This is a genomic window from Burkholderia sp. SIMBA_062 (genome assembly GCF_046534765.1).
GTDB classification, from domain to species: domain Bacteria; phylum Pseudomonadota; class Gammaproteobacteria; order Burkholderiales; family Burkholderiaceae; genus Burkholderia; species Burkholderia ambifaria.
Genome location: NZ_JAWRYD010000023.1, coordinates 56,721 through 80,710, shown reverse-complemented (window position 1 = coordinate 80,710; position 23,990 = coordinate 56,721). Strand labels below are relative to the sequence as shown.

At 66.3% G+C, this 23,990-nt stretch carries 27 protein-coding genes, 1 tRNA gene and 2 pseudogenes; 15 read left to right on the top strand and 15 right to left on the bottom strand.

What is annotated here, in order from left to right; genetic code table 11:
- Positions 1-140 precede the first annotated feature (140 nt).
- The 5 genes and pseudogenes from SB786_RS23875 to SB786_RS23855 all read left to right on the top strand — a co-directional run.
- Complete coding sequence (locus SB786_RS23875) at positions 141-1,082, top strand: CysB family HTH-type transcriptional regulator (RefSeq protein WP_410729633.1); 942 nt, start codon at positions 141-143, stop codon at positions 1,080-1,082.
- 137 nt (positions 1,083-1,219) lie between these two features.
- Entirely contained in the window at positions 1,220-2,377 is a 1,158-nt protein-coding gene (locus tag SB786_RS23870; protein ID WP_410729632.1) for an ABC transporter substrate-binding protein, read from the top strand.
- A gap of 98 nt (positions 2,378-2,475) precedes the next feature.
- Positions 2,476-2,560 (top strand) — tRNA-Leu (locus SB786_RS23865).
- An 84-nt stretch (positions 2,561-2,644) separates the two neighbouring features.
- Positions 2,645-2,890: a DUF6538 domain-containing protein gene (locus tag SB786_RS23860; protein WP_410729631.1), complete on the top strand. Its 246-nt coding sequence runs from the start codon at positions 2,645-2,647 to the stop codon at positions 2,888-2,890.
- A 36-nt stretch (positions 2,891-2,926) separates the two neighbouring features.
- Positions 2,927-3,510: pseudogene (locus SB786_RS23855) on the top strand (DDE-type integrase/transposase/recombinase); the annotation flags it as partial.
- Positions 3,511-3,792: 282 nt separating this feature from the next.
- Here the strand turns inward: SB786_RS23855 and SB786_RS23850 are convergent.
- Both SB786_RS23850 and SB786_RS23845 read right to left on the bottom strand, forming a co-directional pair.
- The gene (locus SB786_RS23850) at positions 3,793-4,176 is read right to left on the bottom strand and encodes a DUF1493 family protein (protein ID WP_410729630.1); all 384 of its coding nucleotides are present in this window, start codon (positions 4,174-4,176) and stop codon (positions 3,793-3,795) included.
- A gap of 1 nt (position 4,177) precedes the next feature.
- Positions 4,178-4,609: an STM2901 family protein gene (locus SB786_RS23845; protein ID WP_119565965.1), complete on the bottom strand. Its 432-nt coding sequence runs from the start codon at positions 4,607-4,609 to the stop codon at positions 4,178-4,180.
- Positions 4,610-4,828: 219 nt separating this feature from the next.
- Between SB786_RS23845 and SB786_RS23840 the strand changes: the two genes are divergently transcribed.
- Entirely contained in the window at positions 4,829-5,140 is a 312-nt protein-coding gene (locus SB786_RS23840; RefSeq protein WP_410729629.1) for a hypothetical protein, read from the top strand.
- Positions 5,141-5,164: 24 nt separating this feature from the next.
- Here the strand turns inward: SB786_RS23840 and SB786_RS23835 are convergent, their stop codons facing one another.
- Positions 5,165-6,067: a LysR family transcriptional regulator gene (locus SB786_RS23835; protein WP_410729628.1), complete on the bottom strand. Its 903-nt coding sequence runs from the start codon at positions 6,065-6,067 to the stop codon at positions 5,165-5,167.
- Positions 6,068-6,184: 117 nt separating this feature from the next.
- Between SB786_RS23835 and SB786_RS23830 the strand changes: the two genes are divergently transcribed.
- The 3 genes and pseudogenes from SB786_RS23830 to SB786_RS23820 all read left to right on the top strand — a co-directional run.
- Entirely contained in the window at positions 6,185-6,922 is a 738-nt protein-coding gene (locus tag SB786_RS23830) for an SDR family oxidoreductase (protein ID WP_410729627.1), read from the top strand.
- A gap of 76 nt (positions 6,923-6,998) precedes the next feature.
- Complete coding sequence (locus SB786_RS23825) at positions 6,999-7,898, top strand: SDR family oxidoreductase (protein ID WP_410729626.1); 900 nt, start codon at positions 6,999-7,001, stop codon at positions 7,896-7,898.
- A gap of 2 nt (positions 7,899-7,900) precedes the next feature.
- A pseudogene (locus SB786_RS23820) lies at positions 7,901-8,008 on the top strand (LysR family transcriptional regulator); the annotation flags it as partial.
- Positions 8,009-8,101: 93 nt separating this feature from the next.
- Here SB786_RS23820 and SB786_RS23815 read toward each other — a convergent pair.
- From SB786_RS23815 to copC, 4 genes are all read right to left on the bottom strand, one after another.
- Entirely contained in the window at positions 8,102-9,031 is a 930-nt protein-coding gene (locus SB786_RS23815) for a LysR family transcriptional regulator (protein ID WP_410729625.1), read from the bottom strand.
- 175 nt (positions 9,032-9,206) lie between these two features.
- Positions 9,207-9,980 (bottom strand): SDR family oxidoreductase, encoded by a 774-nt coding sequence (locus SB786_RS23810; RefSeq protein ID WP_410729623.1) that lies wholly within the window; start codon positions 9,978-9,980, stop codon positions 9,207-9,209.
- A 192-nt stretch (positions 9,981-10,172) separates the two neighbouring features.
- Complete coding sequence (locus tag SB786_RS23805; RefSeq protein ID WP_410729622.1) at positions 10,173-10,673, bottom strand: DinB family protein; 501 nt, start codon at positions 10,671-10,673, stop codon at positions 10,173-10,175.
- Positions 10,674-10,738: 65 nt separating this feature from the next.
- Positions 10,739-11,113, bottom strand: a complete 375-nt coding sequence (copC, locus tag SB786_RS23800) for a copper homeostasis periplasmic binding protein CopC (RefSeq protein ID WP_410729621.1) — start codon at positions 11,111-11,113, stop codon at positions 10,739-10,741.
- A 102-nt stretch (positions 11,114-11,215) separates the two neighbouring features.
- Between copC and SB786_RS23795 the strand changes: the two genes are divergently transcribed.
- Positions 11,216-11,932 (top strand): pseudouridine synthase, encoded by a 717-nt coding sequence (locus SB786_RS23795; RefSeq protein ID WP_410729620.1) that lies wholly within the window; start codon positions 11,216-11,218, stop codon positions 11,930-11,932.
- A gap of 106 nt (positions 11,933-12,038) precedes the next feature.
- On the top strand, positions 12,039-12,227 hold the full coding sequence (locus SB786_RS23790; RefSeq protein ID WP_410729619.1) for a hypothetical protein: 189 nt from the start codon (positions 12,039-12,041) through the stop codon (positions 12,225-12,227).
- Here the strand turns inward: SB786_RS23790 and SB786_RS23785 are convergent.
- Positions 12,210-13,247: an NAD-dependent epimerase/dehydratase family protein gene (locus tag SB786_RS23785; protein ID WP_410729662.1), complete on the bottom strand. Its 1,038-nt coding sequence runs from the start codon at positions 13,245-13,247 to the stop codon at positions 12,210-12,212. The genes SB786_RS23790 and SB786_RS23785 overlap by 18 nt on opposite strands.
- 106 nt (positions 13,248-13,353) lie before the next feature.
- Between SB786_RS23785 and SB786_RS23780 the strand changes: the two genes are divergently transcribed.
- From SB786_RS23780 to SB786_RS23770, 3 genes are all read left to right on the top strand, one after another.
- Positions 13,354-14,385, top strand: a complete 1,032-nt coding sequence (locus tag SB786_RS23780) for a CDP-6-deoxy-delta-3,4-glucoseen reductase (RefSeq protein ID WP_006757313.1) — start codon at positions 13,354-13,356, stop codon at positions 14,383-14,385.
- 293 nt (positions 14,386-14,678) lie between these two features.
- A complete protein-coding gene (locus SB786_RS23775; protein WP_410729618.1) occupies positions 14,679-15,863 on the top strand; it encodes an acetylornithine transaminase in 1,185 nt (394 codons plus the stop codon).
- 13 nt (positions 15,864-15,876) lie between these two features.
- Complete coding sequence (locus SB786_RS23770) at positions 15,877-16,332, top strand: GNAT family acetyltransferase (protein WP_410729617.1); 456 nt, start codon at positions 15,877-15,879, stop codon at positions 16,330-16,332.
- A 270-nt stretch (positions 16,333-16,602) separates the two neighbouring features.
- Here SB786_RS23770 and SB786_RS23765 read toward each other — a convergent pair whose 3' ends face one another.
- From SB786_RS23765 to SB786_RS23735, 7 genes are all read right to left on the bottom strand, one after another.
- On the bottom strand, positions 16,603-17,319 hold the full coding sequence (locus SB786_RS23765; protein WP_006750046.1) for an ABC transporter ATP-binding protein: 717 nt from the start codon (positions 17,317-17,319) through the stop codon (positions 16,603-16,605).
- On the bottom strand, positions 17,319-18,095 hold the full coding sequence (locus tag SB786_RS23760; RefSeq protein WP_006750047.1) for an ABC transporter ATP-binding protein: 777 nt from the start codon (positions 18,093-18,095) through the stop codon (positions 17,319-17,321). The genes SB786_RS23765 and SB786_RS23760 overlap by 1 nt, the downstream gene beginning before the upstream one ends.
- 24 nt (positions 18,096-18,119) lie before the next feature.
- Complete coding sequence (locus SB786_RS23755) at positions 18,120-19,289, bottom strand: ABC transporter permease subunit (protein WP_410729616.1); 1,170 nt, start codon at positions 19,287-19,289, stop codon at positions 18,120-18,122.
- An 18-nt stretch (positions 19,290-19,307) separates the two neighbouring features.
- Positions 19,308-20,258 carry a branched-chain amino acid ABC transporter permease gene (locus tag SB786_RS23750; protein WP_006757318.1) on the bottom strand — a complete coding sequence of 317 codons (951 nt, stop codon included), beginning with the start codon at positions 20,256-20,258 and terminating at the stop codon, positions 19,308-19,310.
- A 211-nt stretch (positions 20,259-20,469) separates the two neighbouring features.
- The gene (locus SB786_RS23745; protein ID WP_410729661.1) at positions 20,470-21,306 is read right to left on the bottom strand and encodes a branched-chain amino acid ABC transporter; all 837 of its coding nucleotides are present in this window, start codon (positions 21,304-21,306) and stop codon (positions 20,470-20,472) included.
- 271 nt (positions 21,307-21,577) lie between these two features.
- Complete coding sequence (ispH, locus tag SB786_RS23740; protein ID WP_175794851.1) at positions 21,578-22,558, bottom strand: 4-hydroxy-3-methylbut-2-enyl diphosphate reductase; 981 nt, start codon at positions 22,556-22,558, stop codon at positions 21,578-21,580.
- A 2-nt stretch (positions 22,559-22,560) separates the two neighbouring features.
- Positions 22,561-23,016: a peptidylprolyl isomerase gene (locus SB786_RS23735; RefSeq protein ID WP_166722885.1), complete on the bottom strand. Its 456-nt coding sequence runs from the start codon at positions 23,014-23,016 to the stop codon at positions 22,561-22,563.
- Between the two features lie 135 nt (positions 23,017-23,151).
- Between SB786_RS23735 and radC the strand changes: the two genes are divergently transcribed.
- Positions 23,152-23,928, top strand: coding sequence for a RadC family protein (gene radC / locus SB786_RS23730; RefSeq protein ID WP_410729615.1), 777 nt, complete (start codon positions 23,152-23,154; stop codon positions 23,926-23,928).
- Positions 23,929-23,990 lie beyond the last annotated feature (62 nt).

Below are 23,990 nucleotides of genomic sequence, written 5' to 3'. Positions count from 1 at the left end.
CCGGCGGCCTTCCGCTGCCCGGCTGGATTGCTAATGACGAAAACAGATATCCATATTTGAAAAACTCCGGTGAATCGTAATAAACTCGCCTTATATTTCAAACGACTAAAAAATTCTGTTGATATGCGGAAGGGTTATAAATGAACCTGCACCAATTTCGCTTCGTGCGCGAGGCCGTCCGGCAGAATTTCAACCTCACCGAGGCCGCCAAGGCGCTGTACACGTCCCAACCGGGCGTCTCGAAGGCGATCATCGAGCTCGAGGACGAGCTCGGGGTCGAGATCTTCACGCGGCACGGCAAGCGCGTGCGCTCGCTCACCGAGCCGGGCAGGATCATCCTCGCGTCGGTCGAGCGGATCCTGCAGGAAGTCGAAAGCCTGAAAAGGGTCGGAAAAGATTATGCAGCGCAGGATCAGGGCAACCTGACGATCGCCGCCACCCACACGCAGGCCCGCTACTCGCTGCCGGCCGCGATCGCCGAGTTCAAGAAGCGCTTCCCGAAGGTGCACCTGTCGATCCTGCAGGGCAGCCCGACGCAGGTCGCCGAGATGGTGATCCACGACCAGGCCGATCTCGCGATCGCGACCGAGGCGATCGCCGACTACAAGGAACTCGTGTCGCTGCCCTGCTTCCAGTGGCATCACGCGGCCGTGGTGCTGGCGGACCATCCGCTGCTCGAACGCAAGCCGGTCACGCTGGACGATCTCGCGCAGTATCCGCTGATCACCTACGACGATGCGTTCGCGGGCCGCAAGAAGATCAACCATGCGTTCGCGCTGCGCGGGCTGTCGCCGGACATCGTGCTCGAGGCGATCGACGCCGATGTGATCAAGACCTATGTCGAGCTTGGCCTCGGCGTCGGGATCATGGCCGACATCGCGTTCAACCCGGAGCGCGACCGCAACCTGCGGCTGATTCCGGTCGGCCACCTGTTCGGCAGCAACGTGACGCGCGTCGCGCTCAAGCAGGGCGCCTACCTGCGCAGCTATGTGTATACGCTCGTCGAGTTGCTGTCGCCGACGCTGAACCGAAAGTTGATCGAGCAGGCGCTCAAGGGCGAAGCCGAATCGTACGAGCTTTGACCAGCGCCTCTCGGGCAGACACCCCGCGGGATTCAGAACACCTTGGGGCGGCCGGCGTTTTCTAGAAGCGACGTGTACGTGTATAACCACAGGGGCGCATATCGCGCCCCTTTTTGTTGCCCGACGGAGATTCCCGCATGACGCTTCCCGCCCTGTTGCGCCGCGCCGCCGGCGCCGCCCTCGCGCTCGCCTGCACGGCCGCGCATGCCGACCTGAAGGTCGGCGTCGACCTGTCGTCGACCGGCCCGGCCGCCGCGATCGGCATCACCAGCAAGAACGCGATCCTGATGTGGCCGAAGACGATCGCCGGGCAGCCGGTGCAGGTGACGGTGCTCGACGACGCGTCGGACCCGGGCACCGCCGTGCGCAACATCCGCAAGCTGGTCGACGAGGATCACGTCGACGTCGTGGTCGGGCCGAACATCACGCCGGCCGCACTCGCGGCGCTCGACGCGGTGGCGGCCGCCCAGACGCCGATGATCACGCTGGTCGGCTCCGGCGCGATCGTCGAGCCGCAGGAAGGCGCGCGGACGTGGGCGTTCAAGATGGCGCAGAGCGACAGCGCGATGGCCGACGTGATGACGCGCTACATGGCCAATCACGGCGTGAAGACGGTCGGCTTCATCGGCTTCGCGGACAGCTACGGCGACAGCTGGCTGAATGAATTCACGCGCTTCGCGCAAGTGCGCAAGATTCGCGTGATCGCGACCGAGCGCTTCAACCGCACCGACGCGAGCGTCACCGGCCAGGCGCTGAAGCTGATCGCGGCGAAGCCCGATGCGATCCTGGTCGCGGGCTCCGGCACGCCGGCCGTGCTGCCGCAACGCACGCTGATCGAGCGCGGCTACAAGGGCGCGATCTATCAGACGCACGGGATCGCGACGCCGGAATTCATCAAGCTCGGCGGCAAGGACGTCGACGGGACGCTGTTCCCGACGCAGCCGGTCGTCGTCGCGCGCACGTTGCCTGCCGACCACCCGGCGCGCAAGGCCGCGCTGGCATTCGTCGACGCCTATGAAGCGAAATACGGCGCCAGCACCGTCACGCAGTTCGCGGGCGACGCGGCGGGCGTGTACCCGCGCCTGGCGGACGCGGTCGGGCGTGCGCTGAAGACCGCGCAGCCCGGCACGCCGGCCTTCCGCGTGGCGCTGCGACGCGAACTCGAACGCGCGAACGAACTCGTCGTGCCGAACGGCGTGGTCAATACGAGCGACAAGGATCACGTCGGGCTCGATCAACGCGCAAGCGTGATGGGAATCGTGAAGCAGGGTCGGTTCGTCTACCTGAGCCAGTAAACGCGCGAACGGCTCGCCGGGCGACTTGCCCGGCGCCCTGTTTTCCTCCATAATCCGCAGTTCGCCGCGCACAAGCACAGCGCGGCCAAGGTCAAAAAGCCCAGGTGGTGAAATTGGTAGACGCAGGGGACTCAAAATCCCCCGCCGCAAGGCGTGCCGGTTCGATTCCGGCCCTGGGCACCATCAAATTCCTTCAAAGCCTTATCCAGCAAGGCATCCCGGCAATTTAGGGCGTGTTTCTGTGGTAACTTCCGCGGTTACCACCCTATGAAACTACGCCTAGGCGCGCTCACCTTCACCTTGAAGAACAGCTATCTGCGCGGGGACATCTGCTATTTCCAGCGCCCTATCCCTCGCGACCTCCAGCATCACTACGGCAAGAAGACCGTGAAGATCAACCTCAAGACCTCCAACGTTGGTCAAGCGGCGCACATGATTGACGCCCTCAACAGGCAGTACGAGGACGAATGGCGAATGCTGCGGGCTGACCGAGTCATCCTTAAAGGCGACTAGGAAGCACGTAGAGGCTTTCCTCGCCTCTTGGGGCATCGTTCCCAGCGCCGAGCAGCTCCACCTCGGCCGCAACGTCGACACGATGGCAAGGTAGCCGTGGCGCGCAGTAACCAGCGATGGTGCTCGGACGGCTTCGAGTTCCGTTGCGACAACGGCGAACCGCTGCGAGTGACGTTCGCGCTGGACTGCTGTGACCGCGAAGCGATGAGCTGGGCGGCTACGACGGCAGGCACAGCGGCGACATCGTGCGCGACGTGATGCTGGCTGCAGTGGAAAATCGGTTTGGCAACGAGTTGCATACACCGTCCGAATTCGAGTGGCTGAGCGACAACGGTTCGGGCTACACGGCCGACGACACCCGCCGGTTCGCAGTGGCCATCGGCATGAAGCCATTGACCACGCTGGTGTGCAGCCCGCAAAGTAACGGCATGGCCGAGAGCTTCGTGAAGACCATGAAACGCGACTACGTCGCCTTCATGCCGAAGCCGGACGCAGCGACTGCGGCACGCAACTTGGCCATCGCGTTCGAGCATTACAACGAGAAGCATCCCCATAGCGCGTTGAAATACCGCTCGCCTCGCGAGTTCCGGCGCTCGATGGATTCAGCAACCTTAGTGTGACGCTGTGTCCGGTATTACAGGGGCAACTCCACGCATGCAGCGGCCGCTCGGGCCCGGGCACGGTGGGCCGCGCGGGTATCGACGGGGCGATTTCGTGATGCAGTTTTATGCGCCTTGGTTATGCAGTCTCGAAACTGCGACGCTGATATGGCGCCCTCTTTGCCTGCGGTTTCGCTTGATAGGCGAGTTTTAAGCGCGCTTGACAGCCCAGCTCTCCGGCCCTTTGAGGCAAGATCAAAAGTGTTTTGTAGCGCGCGGGAATCTATTCCGCAATGGCACGGGCTAACCGCAATGCGGTGTCCGGTATTGGGCTACGCGCTCAATTGCGTCCGTCTCCCATCGACCAAGGCGCATAGCCTCTTCCAACATCCCGAGCGTAAGAGGGACCAATTCCGGATCGCGATACCTGGAAGAGAACAACCCGAGGATCGACCGAACCACGTCAAGGGTGTCGGGGCCGAAGTAGCGCTTGTACGGGAAGTTCGTCACGTCGACGCCGAACGTCTCGGCCCACTTGTCGATGAACTCGATTGCGTCGATTCCGGTAATGCGAAGGTCCTCTTCCATCCGGCTATCGGGCGTCAGCTTCAGCGGGCCACCAAACATCGGCCGTCCTAGCTCTTCACGCGCGAACGCCTCAAGCCGCTCCCACATCGAGTCTGTCATATCACAGCACCCTGTCTTCCGGCTTCACGATACCGTTATAGACCTGCACCGTGTTCCACATAACGATTGCCGCGTCCGTAGCCAGCATGACAGTTCCGACCACCGGCACGGCACGCCCCACAAACGCCCCGAGATTGCGTGTCATTGCGATCCGCAGTCCACCCACGCCAGCCTTTGTGATGGTCGGTAGCCGCATACCGATATTGAACGGCAACAGTTTGCGAGCGGCCATCGACACGACAGACGTGCCGGCAACCGCACCGCGCAGCTTGCCCGGCACGGGGACGTCGTTTTGCCCTAGCAGGATGCCAGCAGCGGCAGCGAGGTCACTGAAACCAAATCGCTTGCAAAGTTGATCGGCCGCGACCCAGAAAAACAGATCGGCCGGTTGAAGATTCGTATGCCCGTTGTACGAATAGCGATTGTCCGCCATACGGCCCTCAAGATTGTTCGAATGAGCGCCGAGACTACCAGAATCGCGATGCCCTCCTTGTATCATCTAACCTAACCCCTGATGACCGTCGGATGGAGAGCACGAATCACGCTCCCGGTAGCACGACACCGGAACGCTGATTGGTGAAATATTCATCGTCGCTGCACAGAACTGGCAAAACACAATCGAGCCACTGGTCGATGACAAGGCAATCGAGAAATGGCACCGTTCCACGATGTTCACATCGTGATCGCCGACAAGCTCGCTGCTTCGCGGGTTTTTGTTTTTCGGCCGTGTGCCGCAACGCGTGCCGCCCTCCGGCGGTCCAAGCGTCATGATGAATGCGCGGCACGGAGGCAGGCCATGTCGATGGGCACGGGGTCGTCCGCGCTCTGCCGCGGCGCGCTCGCGGCGGTGCTCGCCCTCGCGCTGGGCGGATGCGACGTGCTGACCGCACCGCCCGTGCCCGACTGGCCGGGGCCGCATGCGCCCTATCCCTTCCCTGACAACATCCCGCATCGCACCGAATGAACGGCCGCCTTGCGCCGTACACGCTCACCCCGTCAGCTCCCGCACGAAGTCGAGAAACACGCGCACCTTCGCCGAAACGAGATTCGACGCATGGTGATACGCGTAGAGCGGGAATGTCTCGTCCGCCCATTCCGGCAGCAGCTGCACCAGCCGCCCGTCGGCAACGATATCCCTCGCATAGAGTTCCAATAACTGCGCGACACCCTCACCGCCGACGCATGCGCCGAGCAGCGCTCCCGTATCGTTGACCGTCAGCCGCCCGGTGGCGTCGAACGGCACCACCTCGTCGCCGCGATGGAATTCCCATCCGTACGGACGGCCCGTCACCGGATCGCGAATCAGCACGCAGCGGTGGCCGTCCGCGAGATCCCGCGGGTGCCGCGGCTCGCCGTGACGCGCGACATAGGCCGCCGACGCGCAGGTGAGCACGTGCGTCTCCAGTAGCAGCCGCGCACGGTATGACGACGGCTCCGGAACGCCGAAACGCACCGCCACGTCGAACCCGTCGGCGACGAGGTCGCCCATCCGGTCGCGCACGCTGATCTCGACGGACAGCTCGGGGAAGCGGTCGAGGAATTCGGCCATCCTCGGCGCCAGCACGTAGTGGCCGAAGGTGCCGTCCACGTTGACCCGCAGCCGCCCCCGGACGCGCGCCCGGGAACGGCCGGCGTCGACCGCCGCCTCCTCGATGCCGGCCAGCAGCGGCGCGACCGCCTCGTAGAAGCGCCGCCCTTCGTCGGTCAACGTGATCGCGCGCGCGGTGCGGTTGAAGATCCGGATGCCCACGCGCTCTTCCAGCCGCGCGACCGCGCGGCTCACCGCCGGCTGCGTCAGCCCCATCGCCTCGCCCGCGCGCGCGAAGGTACCGGCCTCGATCACCGCCGAGAGCACACCGATACCGCTGAGGAGCCTGCTGTCGAACGCCATGAGACATACTTTCCGTCATTCTTGATCTGATCATTATTCATTATTTTTATTGATTGCGGAAGCCTACATTAGTCCTGTCGCCGGATCGCACGGCATTCACGAACCAAGGAGCAGGACATGAACGCATCGAAACAGGTCGCCCTCGTCACGGGCTCGTCGCGCGGCATCGGCGCGGAAATCGCCCGCCGGCTCGCCCGGGACGGCTTCCGGGTCGTCGTGAACTACGCCGGCGGCGCCGGCCCGGCCCGGGAAGTGGTCGACGCGATCGCCGCCGACGGCGGCGAGGCCATCGCGGTACAGGCGGACATCGCCGACCCGGCGGCCGTGGCCGCACTGTTCGATGCGGCCGAGCAGGCGTTCGGGCGCATCGACGTGGTCGTCAACAGCGCGGGCGTCATGAAGCTCGGGGCGATCGCCGACTACGACGACACCACGTTCGACCAGACTGTCGCGATCAACCTCAAAGGCACCTTCAACGTCAGCCGCGAGGCGGCAAAGCGCGTGCGCAGCGGCGGCCGCATCGTCAACCTGTCGTCGACGATGGTCGGCGTGCGTCTGCCCACTTACGGCGTGTACGTCGCGACCAAGGCCGCCGTCGAGGGACTCACGCAGGTCCTCGCACAGGAAATGCGCGGCCGCGGCATCAGCGTGAACGCCGTCGCGCCGGGGCCGGTCGCGACCGAGCTGTTCCTGCAGGGCAAGAGCCCCGAGCAGGTCGATCGCCTGGCGAAGATGAACCCGCTCGAGCGGCTGGGCCAGCCCGCGGACATCGCCGGCGTCGTCGCGTTCCTCGCCGGCCCCGACGGCGCGTGGGTCAACGGCCAGATCCTGCGCGCCAACGGCGGCATGTGCTGACCGACGCAGCAACCGCGCACACCACACAAGGGCCGCCCGCCGTGGCCCGCCCCCACCCGCTTGCAGGAGATCGATCATGAAGGAAGTCATCCTCGTCACGGGCGCGTCCAGCGGTTTCGGCCTGCTGACGGCCCAGGCACTCGCCCGCGCCGGCCATACGGTCTACGCGTCGATGCGCGAGAGCGCCAGCCGCAATGCGCCGCGCGTCGCCGCCATCGCCGACTACGCACGCGAGCACGGCGTCGACTTGCGCACCGTCGAACTCGACGTCGGCGACGACGCATCCGTCGCCGCCGCGATCGAGCGCGTGATCGCGGACAACGGCCGCCTCGACGTCGTCGTCCACAATGCCGGCCACATGGTGTTCGGCCCGGCGGAAGCGTTCACGCCCGATCAGCTGGCGCAGCTCTACGACATCAACGTCGTATCGACCCAGCGCGTGAACCGGGCCGTGCTGCCGCACCTGCGCAGCCGGGGCCGCGGCCTGCTCGTGTGGGTGTCGTCCTCGTCGGCGCGCGGCGGCACCCCGCCGTTCCTCGCACCGTACTTCGCCGCGAAGGCCGCGATGGATTCGCTCGCGGTGTCCTATGCGGCCGAACTCGCGCGCTGGGGTATCGAAACATCGATCGTCGTGCCGGGCGCGTTCACCCACGGCACGAATCACTTCGCGCACGCGGGCAAGCCTGCCGACGCAGCGGTGCAGGCCGCGTACGACGACGGCCCCTACGCGAGGGTCGCCGAGCAGGCGTTGCAAGGCCTCGCCGCACTCGAGCCCGCGGACGCCGATGCCGCCACCGTCGCGACGGCGATCGTCGACATCGTCGCCGCGCCTTCGGGCAAGCGTCCGTACCGCGTGTTCGTCGATCCGTCGCAGGACGGCGCGGAGGAAGTGTTCCGTGTCGGCGATCGCATTCGCCGCGAGATGTTCCGCAACATCGGACTCGCCGATCTGCTCGCGCCGCGCGTCGGCAGTTGATTGCGCGCTTTCATGCGTTCGCGTCGAAACCCGACGGTGCGGCAGCCGCGCTGATCGACGCGGTGCGGGCCACCGGGCGCAGCCGGGAGTTCGCCGCGCGGCCCGGCTGAACCCGCACGCCGCGACCGCGACGCACGCCGACACCCGTCGAAAGCCTGCCCCGTACCGCTCCCGACCGGCGCAGGCACGCGCGGGCGCCCTTTTCAGTCGCCGCGCGCGGCCACACCCGTGTCGTTCAGCGCATTCGCCATCAACTCCCCGAACCACTCGATGAACGCGTTGAGCCGCCGCGACCGGTGCCGGCGATGCGGATACACCGCCGACACGTCCATCGGCGCGGCGCGATGGCCCGGCATCACCTCGACCAGCGCGCCGCTGTCGAGCAGGTGCACGACGTCGAAGCGCGGAATCTGGATCAGCCCCATCCCGGCGATGCAGCTCGCGATATACGTTTCGGCGTTGTTGACGATCACGCGGCTCGGCAGCGCCAGCGTGTGCTGCCCGCCGTCCGCGCAGTATTCCCAGCCCAGTTCGCGCCCGGTCGTCGGCGACGCATAGCCGATCGCCCAGTGTCCGTGCACGAGCGCATCCGGATGCTCGGGCACGCCGCATTCGCGCAGGTAGTCGGGGCTCGCGCAGTTGATCAGCGCGAACTGCCCGAGCGGCCGCACGACGAGGCTGCTGTCGGCGAGCCGTCCGACCCGAATCGCGCAGTCGACGCCCTCCTGCACGAGATCGATGGTGCGGTCCGTCGAGCCGAGCGACAGTTGCAGCTTCGGGTAGCGGCGAAACAGCGACGGCAGTGCCGGCGCGATCACGCGGCACGCGATCCGGCTCGGCGCATCGACGTTCAGGCGCCCGATCACGTCGCGATCGCGACGCCGGAACAGCCGGTCGAGTTCGTCGGCTTCCGCGAGCAGGCGCCGGCCGCGCTCGAGCAGCAGCGCGCCGTCGGCGGTCAACTGGACCTGCCGCGTCGTGCGGTGCAACAGGCGCGTACCGAGCGCCGTCTCGAGCTGCTGGACCGCGGCCGACACGGTCGCGCGCGGCACGTCGAGCGCATGCGCGGCCTTGATGAAGCTGCCCATCTCGGCAACCTGAAGGAAGATTCTGACCTGGTCCAGCTTGTCCATCGGAGCAACACATAGGTTTGGACGACCGTCGCCGGCACCCGTCGCATGGCGCGGCGGAGCCCGGCGGCACAGGAAAGGCGGGCGCGCGGCTTCGTGCCCGCGCGCCCGTCCATTGTCCATGCAAACGGTCCATTGCGGGTCGCCGCGCGCACGCGACGACCGCCGGCGCGGCCCGTTACTTGGTCGTATAGCCGCCGTTGATCAGGATCGTCTGGCCGGTGATCCACCAGCCGTCGGTCACGAGATGACGGATGAACGGCACGACGTCCTCGATGTCGGTGAGGCCCGTCTTGCTGAACGGCGACAGCGCGGCCGCCGTCTTGTGATACGCGACCGCGTCGGCGCCTTCGGCCGGATAGAAGAACGGCGTGTCCATCGGCCCCGGCCCGACCGCCGTCACCGAGATGCCGCGCGCGCCGTACTCCTTCGACGCGGCGCGCGTGAAGTGCTCGACCGGCGCCTTCGACCCTTCGTAGGCCGCATAGAACGGCGTGAACGCGCCGAGCAGCGACGTCACGAGCGTGACGAGCTTGCCGTGATCCTCGAGGTGCCGCCCCGCTTCCTTGATGAAGAAGAACGCCGACTTGCTGTTCACCGCGAACATCTCGTCGTATTCGGCCTCGGAGATGTCGGTGAACGGCTTCTTCAGCACCTTGCCGACGGTATTGATCGCGATGTCGATCTTGCCGAAGCGCTGCTTCGCGTCGTCGAACAGCTTCTCGACCGCGGCGGCGGTCGTCAGGTCGGCCTGGAACGTCGCGGCTTGCGCGCCGGCCGCGCGCACCGCGGCAGCCGTCTCTTCGGCCTGCGCCTGCGACGCCGCGCTGTTGTAGTGAATCGCCACCGCCTTCGCGCCGTGGCCGGCCAGGTCCCGGGCGATCAGGCCACCGAGGTTCTTGGCGCCGCCTGCGATCAGGACGACCTTGTCTGCGAGCGTGTGAATTGCCACGGTTGACTCCCTTCAGCGTTGAATGAAGCTAGGAGTGTAGGCACGCGGGACGCGACGGTCAGCCGGGCACGGCTGGATGAATTATCCAGAAAAACGATCCAATCATTCGGCCGGAATGGTGGGCTGCCGCACCGACAACGGCCGCTCCATCTGCTCGACGCGACACGAAGCCCGGCCACCGGGCCGCACGCGTCAGCGTGCGTGCAGCACCGCGTCGATCTTGCCGAGCAGCCACTGCATGCCGGCCAGATGCTGCTGGTCGTGGCTGCACAGGTAGTGCAGGAGGCCGCGCACGGTCAGCGCGCCGTAGCCTTCGAACTCGCCGGTGCGGGCGAACTGCGCGGGCGTGAGGCGCGCCACGAGGTCGAGCGTCTCGCGCCTCGCGTCGCGAATCGCCGCGAGCACATCGGATGCATAGGCGGCGTCGTAGCGGCGTTCGATCGCAAGCGCGTCGCCGTCCACCGACACGAGCAGCGGATGATCTTCTTCGAGCATCCGCCGCAGCCGCACGTGATAGCCGTCGATCTCGATGTCGCGCACGTGGCAGAGCTGCCCCAGCGGCGAGAAGTGCTCGCTCGGGATTCCGCTCCAGTCGTCGGGGGTCCAGCGCGCGTAACCGTCGGGCACGGCGGCGAAATGGGCTTCGAGCTGGCGGGGAAAATCGGCGAGTGCATCGAGCGTCGTTGGATTCATGCGGCAACCTCCGGGTCGGATGAAGACGACGGCAGCCCTGGCACGGGCCTGCCGCCACAGTGGCACTACTTCACGCTGAAGCGGTACATCCCTTGCGTGCGATGCCCGTCGGTCGCGACGGCCACCCATTTCACCGTATAGGCGCCCGCGCCGAGCGCGGTGAGCGGCACCGTCATGCGCGTGCGGTTCGCGGCGTCGACCTTCGCGTGGCCGTCGGACACCGGCTTGCCCGCGCCGTCGACGACGACGATCGCGCTGAATGCCGGCTCCAGCGGCTCGGTGAACGCGATCGTGACCGCGGCCGGCGCGGCGGCCAGCGCCGCGTTCGCCGCCGGGTCGCTGCTCGCGACGTGCGCATGCGCGAATGCGGCCGACGAAACCGTTGCGGCCAGCACGATGGCGGCGGCCTTCCGGCCGAACAGCAGCGAATCGAATGGCATGGATTTTCCGTGAAGGATGAACGCGCGCAGCGCTCCGGGAGCTTACCAGCGCGAGCGCGTTCGTGCCGGTGCCGGCACGCCGCTTGATAGAATGCGCGCGCTATGGATCTCGAAAGCATTCTCTACACACAGGGCTTCGGCTCGCGCCGCCAGTGCCGCGGCCTGATCGAAACGGGCCGCGTCACCGTCGCGGGCGCGAGCGTGACCGACCCCGACGTGTCGTTCGACACCGACGGCCTCGTATTCACGGTCGACGACACCGCGTGGCCGTTCCACGCCCACGCGTATCTGGCGCTCAACAAGCCGGCGGGCTACGAGTGTTCGCGGGACCCGCAACACCACGCGAGCGTGTTCAGCCTGCTGCCCGCGCCGCTCGTCACACGCGGCGTGCAGTGCGTCGGCCGCCTGGACCAGGACACGACGGGCCTGCTGCTGCTGTCCGACGACGGTCAGTTCGTGCACGCGTACACGTCGCCGAAGCGCAAGGTGCCGAAGACCTACGTCGCGACCGTGCGCCACCCGCTCGACGACACCCAGCTGAACGCGCTGCGCGCCGGCGTGCAGCTCCACGGCGAGCCGAAGCCGATCGCGGCGGTCGCCGCCCACGCGCGCGACACGCACGCGCTCGCGCTGACCGTCCTCGAAGGCAAATATCATCAGGTGAAACGCATGGTCGCGGCGGCCAGCAACCGTGTCGAGGCGCTGCACCGTGAAAGCATCGGCGGCTTCACGCTGCCGGACGACCTGGCGCCCGGCGCGTGGCGCTGGCTCGGGGAAAGCGAGCTTTCAGCGCTGCGCGTTTCCGTCAAAACCCTGTAAGGGAAAATCCGCACGACCGTTCGATGCCCGGCCGCATCGCGGCCGCATGATCCCCCGCTATACTGAAATCACAAGCTGTACGAGCAGCGATGCAGGGGGAGACATCATGAACATCAATCATTCGTTGGAACTGTCGTACGTGATGATCGCGTTCGCGGTCGTGGGCGTCATCGTGATCGGCGCACTGCTGGCCATGATGCACATGAAGCACAAATATCATCCGAACCTGATCGGCGCGCTGATCGGCGCATTGCTGTGCTTCCTGCTGATCGAGGCGTTACCGGCGCTGACCTGACGCGTCGCGCGGCGCGAGCGTTTGAAGGAATTCGTCTACGGTCGGGTAGCGCAACGTCACGCACAATTCGGTCTTGAGCCGGGCATTGGACAGGCGCCGCGACTCGCGCATGAACGACAGCAGCGTCGGCTCGAGCTGATGCTCGGCGTTCGCGCGGCTGATGCGCGGCGGCGGCGGCAGGCCGAACACCCGCGCGACCCGGTCGAAATACTCTCCCATCCGCAGTTCGCTGTCGTCCGACGCGTGCACGGCGCGCGCCGGCTTGCCGCGCACGGCCGCGCGGCGCAGGATCGTCGCGAGATCGTCCGCGTGGATGTGATTCGTGTAGACGTCGTCGGCCGCGTCGAGCGCCGGCGTGCCGCGCTCGAGCCGCGCGAGCGGCAGCCGGTTCGCCGCGTAGATGCCGGGAATGCGCACGATGCGTGCCGACAGTGCGCCGCGCACCGTCGCCGCCCGCAACTGACGCTCGGCCGACACGCGCCGGAACGCGCGCGGATTCGCCGGGCGCAGCGGCCGCGTTTCGTCGATTCGCGCCCCGCCGCAATCGCCGTAGACGCCCGTCGTGCTGGCGTAGACGAGCGTCGGCGCGCGAAGGGTGTCGGGTACAATACGCGCTGCCCGACCGGGCGCGCCGGCCTGTCGGGTCGCCGCGCGCAGCGTGCGAAGCCGGCCAACCGGGGACACCGACGGTGCGGCCGGTCGCCGCGCAGGCACGGACAATGCGGCGATCAGCGCACGGGTGCGGCGATCGTCGCTGCCGTCGGATTGCGGCGGCGCGAGATGCAGGATCGTGCGGGCGAGCCCGGCGATCCGTCCGAGCGTCGCGCGGCGATCGAGGTTGCCGACGATCGGCGTCGCGCCTGCCGCGCGCAATTCGTCGCAGCGGCCCGGATGGCTCGTCAGCGCGACGATGCGCAAGTCGCGGCGCGCGGCGCGCCATTGCGCGACGCAGCGCAGGCCGACGTCGCCGCAGCCGACGATCAGTGCGCGCGGGCGGCGCAGGATTCGAGTCGCGATCATGTTGGTTGCGAAATCAGTAGCCACCGTTGCGCGGCGCGCAACGGGTTTGCATTGTAGCTGCCGTGCGCGACATGCACGGTTCCCCCATTTTGTTCTATTTGGTTCTATGGCATTCAACGTTACTCTCAAGCAAAGCGGCCGGCAGTTCCAGGTCGAGTCGGACGAAACCGTGCTGGCGGCGGCGCTGCGCCAGAACGTCCATCTGCCGTACGGGTGCAAGAACGGCGCGTGCGGCTCCTGCAAGGGCCAGATCGTGTCGGGCCAGATCGAACAGGGCCCGCACGCCGCGTCCGCGCTGTCCAACGACGAGCGCACGCGCGGCCTCGCGCTGCTGTGCTGCTCGAAGGCGCAATGCGACCTCGAGATCGACGTGCGTGAAATCGCCGGCGTCGACGGCGTGCAGGTGAAGAAGCTGCCGTGCCGGATCGCCGCGCTCGAGCGTCGTGCCGACGACGTGATGGTCGTGAAGCTGCAGCTGCCCGCCAACGAACGCCTGCAATACCTCGCGGGCCAGTACGTCGAGTTCATCCTGAAGGACGGCTCGCGCCGCAGCTACTCGATGGCGAACGCGCCGCACGAGGAAGGCCCGGTCGAGCTGCACATCCGCCACATGCCGGGCGGGAAGTTCACCGATCACGTGTTCGGCGCAATGAAGGAGCGCGACATCCTGCGTTTCGAAGGCCCGCTCGGCACGTTCTTCCTGCGCGAGGATTCCGACAAGCCGATCGTGCTGCTCGCGTCGGGCACCGGCTTCGCGCCGATCAAGGCGATCATCGAGCACGTGAAGCACACGGGCATCACGCGCCCGATGACGCTCTACTGGGGCGCTCGCCGCAAGAAGGACATCTACCTCGGCGAACTCGCCGAGCAATGGGCGCGCGAGATCCCGAACTTCAAGTACGTGCCGGTGCTGTCCGAGCCGGACGACGCCGACCAGTGGACCGGCCGCACCGGCTTCGTCCACCGCGCGGTGATCGAGGATCTGCCGGATCTGTCAGGCCATCAGGTGTACGCATGCGGCGCGCCGGTGATGGTCGAATCCGCGCAGCGCGATTTCACGCAACACCACGCGCTGCCGGCCGACGAGTTCTACGCGGACTCGTTCACGAGCGCCGCCGATCTCGCGCATCCGGTCTGAGCACCGGGCGCGCCCGCGCCTGCGCTGCACTTCGCCGTGTCACATCCGTGGCATCGCGGCGGTTTACAGTGGGGCGCGGGATGCCTTATGCTTGCGCACATGAACCGCTTCCTGTCCGCTCTCCGACGTCGCCGCTCGCCGCTCCGCCCGGATGCCGCCGGCTCGTCACGGACTCGCGCGTAACCCTCCTCCGCTTCACCGGTTACGCACAAGCTGTTCGATCCACCAGCCACGGCCTTCCGTGGCTTTTTTATTGCCCGTTTCCCTTTCAACGCCCGCTGGAGTCTGCTGCCATGCCCCTGAACGATTACCCGATCGACTCGCTGATGTACATCACGAACCGCCCCGACATCGTGTTTACGCACGGCAAGGGTTCGTGGCTCTACGATCACACGGGCAAGCGCTATCTGGACTTCATTCAGGGTTGGGCCGTCAACAGCCTCGGGCACTGCAACGATGGGGTGGTCGACGCGCTGAAGAGCCAGGCGGAAAAGCTGCTGAACCCGTCGCCGGCGTTCTACAACGAGCCGATGGCGAAGCTCGCGGGGCTACTCACGCAGCACAGCGTATTCGACAAGGTGTTCTTCACGAACAGCGGCGCCGAGGCCAACGAAGGCGCGATCAAGCTCGCCCGCAAGTGGGGCCGCAAGTTCAGGAACGGCGCGTACGAGATCATCACGTTCGACCACAGCTTCCACGGCCGCACGCTCGCGACGATGTCGGCCAGCGGCAAGCCGGGCTGGGACACGATCTACGCACCGCAGGTGCCGGGCTTCCCGAAGGCGGAACTGAACAACATCAACTCGGTCGAGAAGCTGATCACCGACAAGACCGTCGCGGTGATGCTCGAGCCGATCCAGGGCGAAGGCGGCGTGATTCCGGCGAGGCCCGAGTTCATGCGCGAGCTGCGCGCGCTGACGAAGCAGCACAACCTGCTGCTGATCGTCGACGAAGTGCAGAGCGGCTGCGGCCGCGCGGGCACGCTGTTCGCATACGAGCTGTCCGACATCGAGCCGGACATCATGACGCTCGGCAAGGGCATCGGCAGCGGCGTGCCGCTCGCGGCGCTGCTGTCGAAGGCCGACGTCGCGGTATTCGAGGCCGGCGACCAGGGCGGCACGTACAACGGCAACCCGCTGATGACGGCGGCCGGCTATTCGGTGATCTCGCAACTCGTCGCACCCGGCTTCCTCGAAGGCGTGCGGGCGCGCGGCGAATACCTGAAGCGCAAGCTGCTCGAACTGTCGGAGGAGCGCGGCTTCGAGGGCGAACGCGGCGAAGGCCTGCTGCGCGCGCTGCTGCTCGGCAAGGACATCGGCCCGCAGATCGTCGAGAAGGCGCGCGACATGCAGCCCGACGGCCTGCTGCTGAACGCGGCGCGCCCGAACCTGCTGCGCTTCATGCCCGCGCTGACCGTGACGACCGGGGAAATCGACCAGATGATGGCGATGCTGCGGTCGATCCTCGACACGCTCTAAGGAGACCGCCGCGATGGATGTCGCCGCCGATGCTGTCGCCATCCGCCCGTTCGAACGCGCCGACACCGATGCCGTGCTTGCAGTCTGGCGCGACGCATTCCCGCAGTACGACGAAGCCGGCGCGCCGCCGCACCGCGATCCGCTGCGATCGATCGAGCTGAAGCTCGCGACGCAGCCGGAGCTGTTCTTCGTCGCGACCTGCGGCGCACGCGTCGTCGGCACACTGATGGCGGGTTTCGACGGACATCGCGGCTGGCTCTACTCGTTCGGTGTATCGAACGACGCGCGGCGACTCGGCATCGGCCGCGCGCTGATCGCGCATGCGGAACGCGCGCTCGCCGCGCGCGGCTGCCTGAAGATCAATCTGCAGGTGCTGCCCGGCAACGACGATGCGTGCCGCTTCTATGCGGCGCTCGGCTATCGCGTCGAGGAACGCATCTCGTTCGGCAAGACGCTGCCGGCCGCCTGACGACGCCGGCGGCCGCCCGCCTCAGCGCGTGATCGGCCCCGCGTCCGGCAGCGGATTGCCGAGCGCGCCGAACACGACAACACGACGACGTCAAGCCGCTGCGACTGCACGCCGTCGACGAGCCGCAGCAGTGACGGAATCGGCTCCGCGCGCAGAATTCGCCGTCGGGCGCGCCACACGAAAAAAGGCTGTCACGGGACCCCGTGACAGCCTTTCGAAAGCCCTGGCGCGACACGCCGGCATCCGCCGCCGCGCCGCCCCGGGGCCCGCTCATTCACCCAGATACGCGGCCCGGACCTTCGGATCGTCGAGCATCTGCTTCGCATCGCCTTCCATCGTGACCGTGCCCGAGTCCATCACGTAGCCGCGGTCGGCCGCCTGCAGCGCGAGACGCGCGTTCTGCTCGACCAGCAGCACCGTGATGCCCTCCTTCGAGATCTCGCGCACCACTTCGAAGATCTTCTCGACCATGATCGGCGACAGGCCCATCGACGGCTCGTCGAGCAGCAGCAGCTTCGGCTTGGACAGAATCGCGCGCGACATCGCCAGCATCTGCTGCTCGCCGCCCGACAGCGTGCCGGCCAGCTGCGTCGCACGCTCCTTCAGGCGCGGAAAGAAGCCGAACATCCGGTCGACGTCCTTCTTGATCTGCTCGTTGTCGTTGCGCAGGTACGCGCCCATCTGCATGTTCTCGATGATCGACATCCGCGCGAAGATCCCGCGGCCTTCCGGCACCATCGCGAGGCCGCGCTTGAGCAGCTCGTGCGACGGCACGCCCTTGATCGACTTGCCGTCGTACTCGATGTCGCCCGCCGAATACGGCTTCAGACCGGTGATCGCCTTCATCGTCGTGGTCTTGCCTGCGCCGTTCGCGCCGATCAGCGTCACGAGCTCGCCCTGACGGACTTCCATGTCAACGCCCTTGACGGCCTGGATGCCGCCGTAGTTGACCTGCAAGCCCTTGATTTTCAACATTGCCGCTGCCATCAGTGCACCCCTGCGCCGAGATATGCCTCAATCACCTTCGGATTCTTCTGCACGTCCTGCGGCAGACCCTCGGCGATCACCTTGCCGTAATCGAGCACCGTCATCCGGTTGCACAGCCCCATCACGAGCTTCACGTCGTGCTCGATCAACAGGATCGTGCGGCCGTCGGAGCGGATCTTGTCGAGCAGGCGCGTGAGTTCGACCTTCTCGGTCGCGTTCATCCCGGCCGCCGGCTCGTCGAGCGCGAGCAGCTTCGGGTCGGTGGCAAGGGCCCGCGCGATCTCGAGACGGCGCTGGTGGCCGTACGACAGGTTGCGCGACGTGTAGTCCGCGTACTGCAGCACGCCGACGTATTCGAGCAGCTCGATCGCACGCTCCTTGATCTCGCGCTCTTCCTTGCGCTCGGCCGGCGTCTGGAACACCGCGCCCAGCAGCCCGTGCTTGGTGCGCACGTGGCGGCCCACCATCACGTTCTCGAGTGCGGTCATCCCGCCGAACAGGCGGATGTTCTGGAACGTGCGCGCGATGCCCGTCTTCGCGACCTGGTGTACCGCGGTCGGCTTGTATTCCGTGCCATCCAGCTTGAACTCGCCGGAGTCCGGCGTGTAGAGGCCCGTGATCACGTTGAAGAAGGTCGTCTTGCCGGCGCCGTTCGGGCCGATCAGCCCGTAGATCTCGCCTTCCTTGATCTCCAGGCCGACGTCGGACAGTGCCTGCAGCCCGCCGAAGCGTTTGTTCACGCCCTGCACGGACAGTCGGATTTGCTTGTCGCTCATGTGTGTATCCCCTGTGTCCGTCGATTAAGCGCGCACCGGCTTCTTGCTGGCGCGCTTCGCCAGTTTCGCGATCTTGTCCTCATGCTTCGGCGCGGGCCACAGGCCTTCCGAGCGGTACAGCATGATGATCACCATCGCGAGGCCGTACAGCGCCTGACGGATCACTTCCGTATCGACGATGTCATGACCGAACAGCGCATGCTGCAGCGGGCTCATCGTCGAGCGCAGGAATTCCGGGAAGATCGCGAGCAGCACCGCGCCCAGGATCACGCCCGGGATGTGGCCCATGCCGCCGAGCACCACGCAGGCGAGCACGACGATCGATTCCCAGAACGTGAACGATTCCGGCGACACGAAGCCCTGGAACGAACCGAACATCGCGCCCGACAGGCCGCCGAACGATGCGCCCATCGCGAATGCGAGCAGCTTCACGTTACGCGTGTTGATGCCCATCGCCTTCGCCGCGATCTCGTCTTCGCGGATTGCCGCCCATGCGCGGCCGATACGCGAGTGCTGCAGGCGCGTACAGACCCAGATCACCAGCAGCGAGCACAGCACGAACAGGTAGTAGTACATGTACACCGACGGCAGCTGGAAGCCGAACAGCGTGTGCGTCTGCGACAGGTTGAAGCCGCCGACGTGCACCGGATCGATGCCCGTGATCCCCTTCGGGCCGTTGGTGATGTTCACCGGACGGTCGAGGTTGTTCATGAAGATTCGGACGATTTCACCGAAGCCGAGCGTCACGATCGCCAGGTAGTCGCCGCGCAGGCGCAGCGTCGGCGCACCGAGCAGGATCCCGAAGGTGGCCGCCAGCGCCATCGCGACCGGCACGATGAGCAGGAACGGGATGTGCAGCCCGTTCGGCGCGAGCGCCGCTATCCACTCGAACTGCGAGGTGAGGTGCGGCGAGCTCAAGAGCGCCGCCGTGTACGCGCCCACCGCGTAGAACGCGATGTAGCCCAGGTCCAGCAGGCCGGCGAAGCCGACCACCACGTTCAGGCCCAGCGCGAGCATCACGTACAGCATCGCGAAGTCGAGCACGCGGACCCAGTAGTTGCCGCCGGCCGAGCCGATGATGATCGGCGCCGCGATCACGAAGGCCGCGGTCAGGATGCCGATGATGACGGTCTTGGTGATGTTGCGCTCTTCGACGAGCGACGTCGAGGATTCGATCGGTTGAATGGATGTCATGTTGTTTGCTCCCTTCCGTTACGCGCGATCCGCGACACGTTCGCCCAGCAGGCCCGACGGACGGAACACCAGCACGATGATCAGCACGATGAAGGCGAACACGTCCTGGTAGTTACTGCCGAACACGCCGCCCGTGAGGTTGCCGATGTAGCCGGCACCGAGCTGCTCGATCAGGCCGAGCAGCACACCGCCCACCATCGCGCCGCCAAGGTTGCCGATACCGCCGAGCACCGCCGCCGTGAACGCCTTCATGCCGGGGATGAAGCCCATGTAGAAGTGCACGTTGCCGTATTCGGACGCGATCATCACGCCGGCCAGCGCGGCGAGCGCGGAGCCGATCATGAACGTCGCGGAAATCACGAAGTTCGGGTTCACGCCCATCAGGCTGGCCGTATTCGGGCTTTCGGCGATCGCGCGCATCGCGCGGCCGAGCTTGGTCTTGTGCACGAGCAGCAGGAGGCCGCCCATCACGATGAACGCCACCGCGATGATCACGATTTCAGTGACCGAGATCACGGCGCCGGGCGTCGTGTCGGTCGCCTTGATCACGTTGATCGGATCGGTCGGCAGCAATTGCGGGAACGGCAGCGGGTTGCGCGACCAGATGATCATCGCGGCCGTCTGCAGCAGGATCGACACGCCGATCGCGGTGATCAGCGGGGCGAGGCGCGGCGCGCGGCGCAGCGGCCGGTACGCGACGCGCTCGATCGCGAAACCGACGAACGCACACACGACCGCCGCAATGCCGAGGCCGATCGTCAGCGTCGCGACGTTGCCGAGTCCGGGGAAGTGGTTCTGCAGCACGGTGATGGCCGACAGCGCAACCATCGCGCCGATCATCAGCACGTCGCCGTGCGCGAAGTTGATGATGCCGAGAATGCCGTACACCATCGTGTAGCCCAACGCGATGATGGCGTACACACTGCCGAGCACCAGCCCGTTGAGAACCTGCTGGACGAAAATATCCATTTAAAGCTCCTTGGCCCATGCTGCCGGAGGACGTTGCGCCCCGCGGGTAAGCGAGGAATCGCGCCTTCTCGGCGACACTGCGGGTACTAGTCGATACCGGTAAGGGTGGATCGTCCCGGCGCGCGCCGCCCGGCCTGTACGGCCGGACCTGCCGCCGGAGCGGATACAAAAACGGCACCGCACTGTTCCGGTGCCATCAAGAGTCCTGTCGCTAAATCGTCACGACATCGAGGACGGTGTACTTGGCCTCCTTGAAGTCGTAGGGCAGCGTGCCAAAACGGCCGGCCTCCGGTTTCCCGAAGTCCACGCCTTTTTCCGTCCGGGCCGGGGCGAACCCCGCGTCCGGGCAGATCAGGTCCAGCGCCGCGTCGCCCGCGTGCTCGACCACCTTGACGGCGCACATGCCATTGTCGCCAAGGATTTGCGCTCCGATGGCGGACGCCGTCGCCTGTTCGGCAAGCCGGCCGGCCGCTGCCGCCCGCGCGGCGCCCGAACGGGCATCGCGAAGGTGGCGTCCGACTTTCATCAGGACTGCATCGGAATTCGTGAAACGAAGCAGGCCGCCCGCCGCGCCGCGGATCGCGGCGACATGCCGTTTCGTCGAATCGAAATGAAAGGGGATCACTGACATCTGCACGCTGCCTGTGTTGCCCCGAAACCCGGGCGTCCGTCGTATGACGCGCCCTGCTCCTGCCGCATCACCATCGGCGGCTCGTTGTCGGGCGAACCACGTGCCCGTCGCCCGGTTGGCCGCAGCGCTGCCGGCGAGTGCTGCCCGCCGTGCTGAATGCATGCCGATCCCCGGGCCCTGGGCGTTGAATTCCTCGATCGCCAAACGTGCCCCGTTATCCTTGTCACCGTCCGATTGCGCAATGCGGCACGCCGCCGGCGTCGCACGACCGATTCCGGCAGCGTGCACGTCGCTGCTCGCCGGGTCTGCGTATGCCGCAGCCTCACCACCCGCCCCGTCGTCGCTCTTTTTGCTGCGACCGGCAAGCATTGCAACCGGTGCGGCGACGAACCTGGCGTAAGCCAACCTCACATGCATCGAATAGGTCTCCCGCGCCTTCCCAAAACCCGATTTCAAAGCCATTCCGGCCTGAAAACGGGCGCATTGTAACTCCATTTACAGGACGCCAATATTCCTGATTCGATGGGGTTTTCCTGCATTGCAACCAATTTTGAGACACGGTTGAGCACGGGGATAGCAACCGGGTTGCACTATTGATGTGAATAATGGTTGCGATGTCGTTTTTCACGACGAAAAAAAAGCGCGCCTGGAGGCGCGCTTTTGGAGTACCGCGGGTGCGATGCGGCAATCAGACGGCGGGCGGCAGATTCAGGCCGCGCGGCAGCGGAAACGACACGTTTTCCTCGATGCCGTCGAGCGCGCGGACGTTGCGCACGCCGAGCTCGCGCAGCCGCGCGATCACGGCCTGGGCGAGCACTTCGGGCGCCGATGCGCCGGCCGTCACGCCGATGCGGCGCTTGCCTGCGACCCACGCGGGATCGATCTGGTCGGGTGCGTCGACCATGTACGCGGCCACGCCGCGCTTCTCGGCCACTTCGCGCAGGCGGCTCGAATTCGAGCTGTTCGGGCTGCCGACGACGATCACGACGTCGCACTGCGGCGCCATGAACTTCACCGCGTCCTGGCGATTCTGCGTCGCGTAGCAGATGTCCTGCTTCTTCGGCTCGCGGATTTTCGGGTACTTCGACTTCAGCGCGCCGATGATCTCGGCCGCGTCGTCGACGGACAGCGTCGTCTGCGTGACGAGCGCGATGCGCTCGGGATCGGCAAGCTTGAGCTTCTGGACGTCCTCGACGCTTTCGACGAGATGCATGCCGCGCTCGACCTGCCCCATCGTGCCCTCGACTTCCGGATGGCCCTTGTGGCCGATCATCACGATGTCGACGCCGTCCTGGCGCATCTTCGCCACTTCGACGTGCACCTTCGTGACGAGCGGGCAGGTTGCGTCGTAAATGCGCAGCCCGCGCACGTCCGCCTCGTCGCGCACGGCTTTCGACACGCCATGCGCGCTGAAGATCACGGTGTTGCCGGCCGGCACTTCCTCGAGTTCCTCGACGAAGATCGCGCCCTTCTTCTTCAGATCCTCGACCACGTACTTGTTGTGGACGATCTCGTGACGGACGTAGATGGGCGCACCGTGCATCGCGATCGCGCGCTCGACGATCTCGATGGCGCGGTCGACCCCCGCGCAGAAGCCGCGCGGCTGGGCCAGCAGGATTTCGGCATCGGCGGCGACGGTCTGCCCGGACAGCGTATCGGTGGTACTCATGATTACAGGATTCCGATGATTTTCACTTCGAACGTGAGCGCCTGGCCCGCGAGCGGATGATTGAAGTCGAACAGCGCCGAAGTTTCGCTGACTTCCTTCAGCACCCCTGCATAGCGGCCGCCGTCCGGTGCGTTGAACTCGATCAGCTCGCCCGGCGTGAAATCGTCGCCGACCATCCCGTTCTCGCGCAGCGTCGACAGCGTCACGCGCTGGAGCATGTCGGGATTGCGGGGACCGAACGCCTGCTCGGGCGTTAGCTGAAAAGTCGAATGGTCGCCGACCCTGAGCCCGAGCAGAATCTGTTCCAGCGAGGGCGCCAGTTGCCCCGCGCCGAGCAGCAGCGTGGCGGGCTTGTCGGAGAAGGTGTTGACGATGTCGGCGCCGTCGGCCAGTGCAAGCCGGTAATGCAGCGTGACATGGGAACCGGGCTTCACTTCGGATAGATCGATGAGGCTCATGAATGACTCGTGTTCGTCGGCGCCCGAACTGGCCGAAAGGCCCGGCGCAAAGCCAATATTGTAAGTCACCTGAGCGCGCAAGGCTGAAAGTGCGACGACGTCGCATCTACGCCCGCCGCCAATGGAGTTTCGATCATGTTGTCACCCTGTCTCGCCGCCCCGGCGACCGAATGTCGCGACACCGCCGATGCGCCGGCCGCTCCGGCCTGCCACACCGGCGCGGCCCCGCCGCGCAAGCGCCGCCCGCGAAACTGGAAGCCGCATCTGCCGCGCGAGCGGTTGCTGGAACGCGGGCCGGCCGCGCTGACCGACGCGGAGCTGATCGCGCTGCTGCTCGGCACCGGCGGCGGCGGCCGCGATGTATTCGCCAGCGCCCGCGCGCTGCTCGCCCGGTTCGGCGACTCGCTGCGCGACATGCTCGATGCGGAGCCGGATGTGTTCGCCACGCACCCGGGCATCGGCACGGCGCGCTCGGCGGTGCTGATCGCCGTGACCGAGATCGTGCGGCGCGCGCTGGTCGAAAAAGCGCGCGAGCGGCTGCAGATCGACTCGCCGGGCGCGGTCGAGGACTATCTGCGCCTCAGGATCGGCACGCGTCCGCACGAGGTGTTCGTCACGCTGTACCTGGACGCCCGTCACGGCCTCATCGACGTGGAAGAAAGCGCCCGCGGCTCGCTCACGCGAATGGCCGTCTATCCGCGCGAGATCGTGCGGCGCGCGCTCGTGCTGAATGCCGCGGCGCTCATCATCGCGCACAACCACCCGTCCGGCGCGGTGCAGCCGAGCGCCGAAGACCGGCGCCTGACGCGCGTGCTTCACGAAGCGCTCGCGCTTATCGACGCGAAGCTGCTCGATCACGTGGTCGTCGGCACCGCCGATACATTTTCGTTCGCGCGCGCCGGTTGGCTGTAGACTGTGGCCCGGCGACCCGCCCTGGGGCGCCGCAACGATGAAGCGAAATTGGGTTTGATTTT

Coding starts and splice junctions, on each gene's coding strand:
- SB786_RS23750 (WP_006757318.1), bottom strand. CDS start 20,258: ATGGATATTTTCGTCCAGCAGGTTCTCAACGGGCTGGTGCTCGGCAGT.
- SB786_RS23805 (WP_410729622.1), bottom strand. CDS start 10,673: ATGAATCCAACGACGCTCGATGCACTCGCCGATTTTCCCCGCCAGCTC.
- radC (WP_410729615.1), top strand. CDS start 23,152: ATGTTGTCACCCTGTCTCGCCGCCCCGGCGACCGAATGTCGCGACACC.
- SB786_RS23870 (WP_410729632.1), top strand. CDS start 1,220: ATGACGCTTCCCGCCCTGTTGCGCCGCGCCGCCGGCGCCGCCCTCGCG.
- SB786_RS23830 (WP_410729627.1), top strand. CDS start 6,185: ATGAACGCATCGAAACAGGTCGCCCTCGTCACGGGCTCGTCGCGCGGC.
- SB786_RS23755 (WP_410729616.1), bottom strand. CDS start 19,289: ATGACATCCATTCAACCGATCGAATCCTCGACGTCGCTCGTCGAAGAG.
- SB786_RS23790 (WP_410729619.1), top strand. CDS start 12,039: ATGAACATCAATCATTCGTTGGAACTGTCGTACGTGATGATCGCGTTC.
- SB786_RS23850 (WP_410729630.1), bottom strand. CDS start 4,176: ATGACAGACTCGATGTGGGAGCGGCTTGAGGCGTTCGCGCGTGAAGAG.
- SB786_RS23835 (WP_410729628.1), bottom strand. CDS start 6,067: ATGGCGTTCGACAGCAGGCTCCTCAGCGGTATCGGTGTGCTCTCGGCG.
- SB786_RS23860 (WP_410729631.1), top strand. CDS start 2,645: ATGAAACTACGCCTAGGCGCGCTCACCTTCACCTTGAAGAACAGCTAT.
- SB786_RS23735 (WP_166722885.1), bottom strand. CDS start 23,016: ATGAGCCTCATCGATCTATCCGAAGTGAAGCCCGGTTCCCATGTCACG.
- SB786_RS23795 (WP_410729620.1), top strand. CDS start 11,216: ATGGATCTCGAAAGCATTCTCTACACACAGGGCTTCGGCTCGCGCCGC.
- SB786_RS23745 (WP_410729661.1), bottom strand. CDS start 21,306: ATGCATGTGAGGTTGGCTTACGCCAGGTTCGTCGCCGCACCGGTTGCA.
- SB786_RS23840 (WP_410729629.1), top strand. CDS start 4,829: ATGGCACCGTTCCACGATGTTCACATCGTGATCGCCGACAAGCTCGCT.
- SB786_RS23775 (WP_410729618.1), top strand. CDS start 14,679: ATGCCCCTGAACGATTACCCGATCGACTCGCTGATGTACATCACGAAC.
- SB786_RS23875 (WP_410729633.1), top strand. CDS start 141: ATGAACCTGCACCAATTTCGCTTCGTGCGCGAGGCCGTCCGGCAGAAT.
- SB786_RS23785 (WP_410729662.1), bottom strand. CDS start 13,247: ATGATCGCGACTCGAATCCTGCGCCGCCCGCGCGCACTGATCGTCGGC.
- SB786_RS23765 (WP_006750046.1), bottom strand. CDS start 17,319: ATGGCAGCGGCAATGTTGAAAATCAAGGGCTTGCAGGTCAACTACGGC.
- SB786_RS23780 (WP_006757313.1), top strand. CDS start 13,354: ATGGCATTCAACGTTACTCTCAAGCAAAGCGGCCGGCAGTTCCAGGTC.
- SB786_RS23825 (WP_410729626.1), top strand. CDS start 6,999: ATGAAGGAAGTCATCCTCGTCACGGGCGCGTCCAGCGGTTTCGGCCTG.
- SB786_RS23760 (WP_006750047.1), bottom strand. CDS start 18,095: ATGAGCGACAAGCAAATCCGACTGTCCGTGCAGGGCGTGAACAAACGC.
- copC (WP_410729621.1), bottom strand. CDS start 11,113: ATGCCATTCGATTCGCTGCTGTTCGGCCGGAAGGCCGCCGCCATCGTG.
- SB786_RS23845 (WP_119565965.1), bottom strand. CDS start 4,609: ATGGCGGACAATCGCTATTCGTACAACGGGCATACGAATCTTCAACCG.
- SB786_RS23815 (WP_410729625.1), bottom strand. CDS start 9,031: ATGGACAAGCTGGACCAGGTCAGAATCTTCCTTCAGGTTGCCGAGATG.
- SB786_RS23770 (WP_410729617.1), top strand. CDS start 15,877: ATGGATGTCGCCGCCGATGCTGTCGCCATCCGCCCGTTCGAACGCGCC.
- ispH (WP_175794851.1), bottom strand. CDS start 22,558: ATGAGTACCACCGATACGCTGTCCGGGCAGACCGTCGCCGCCGATGCC.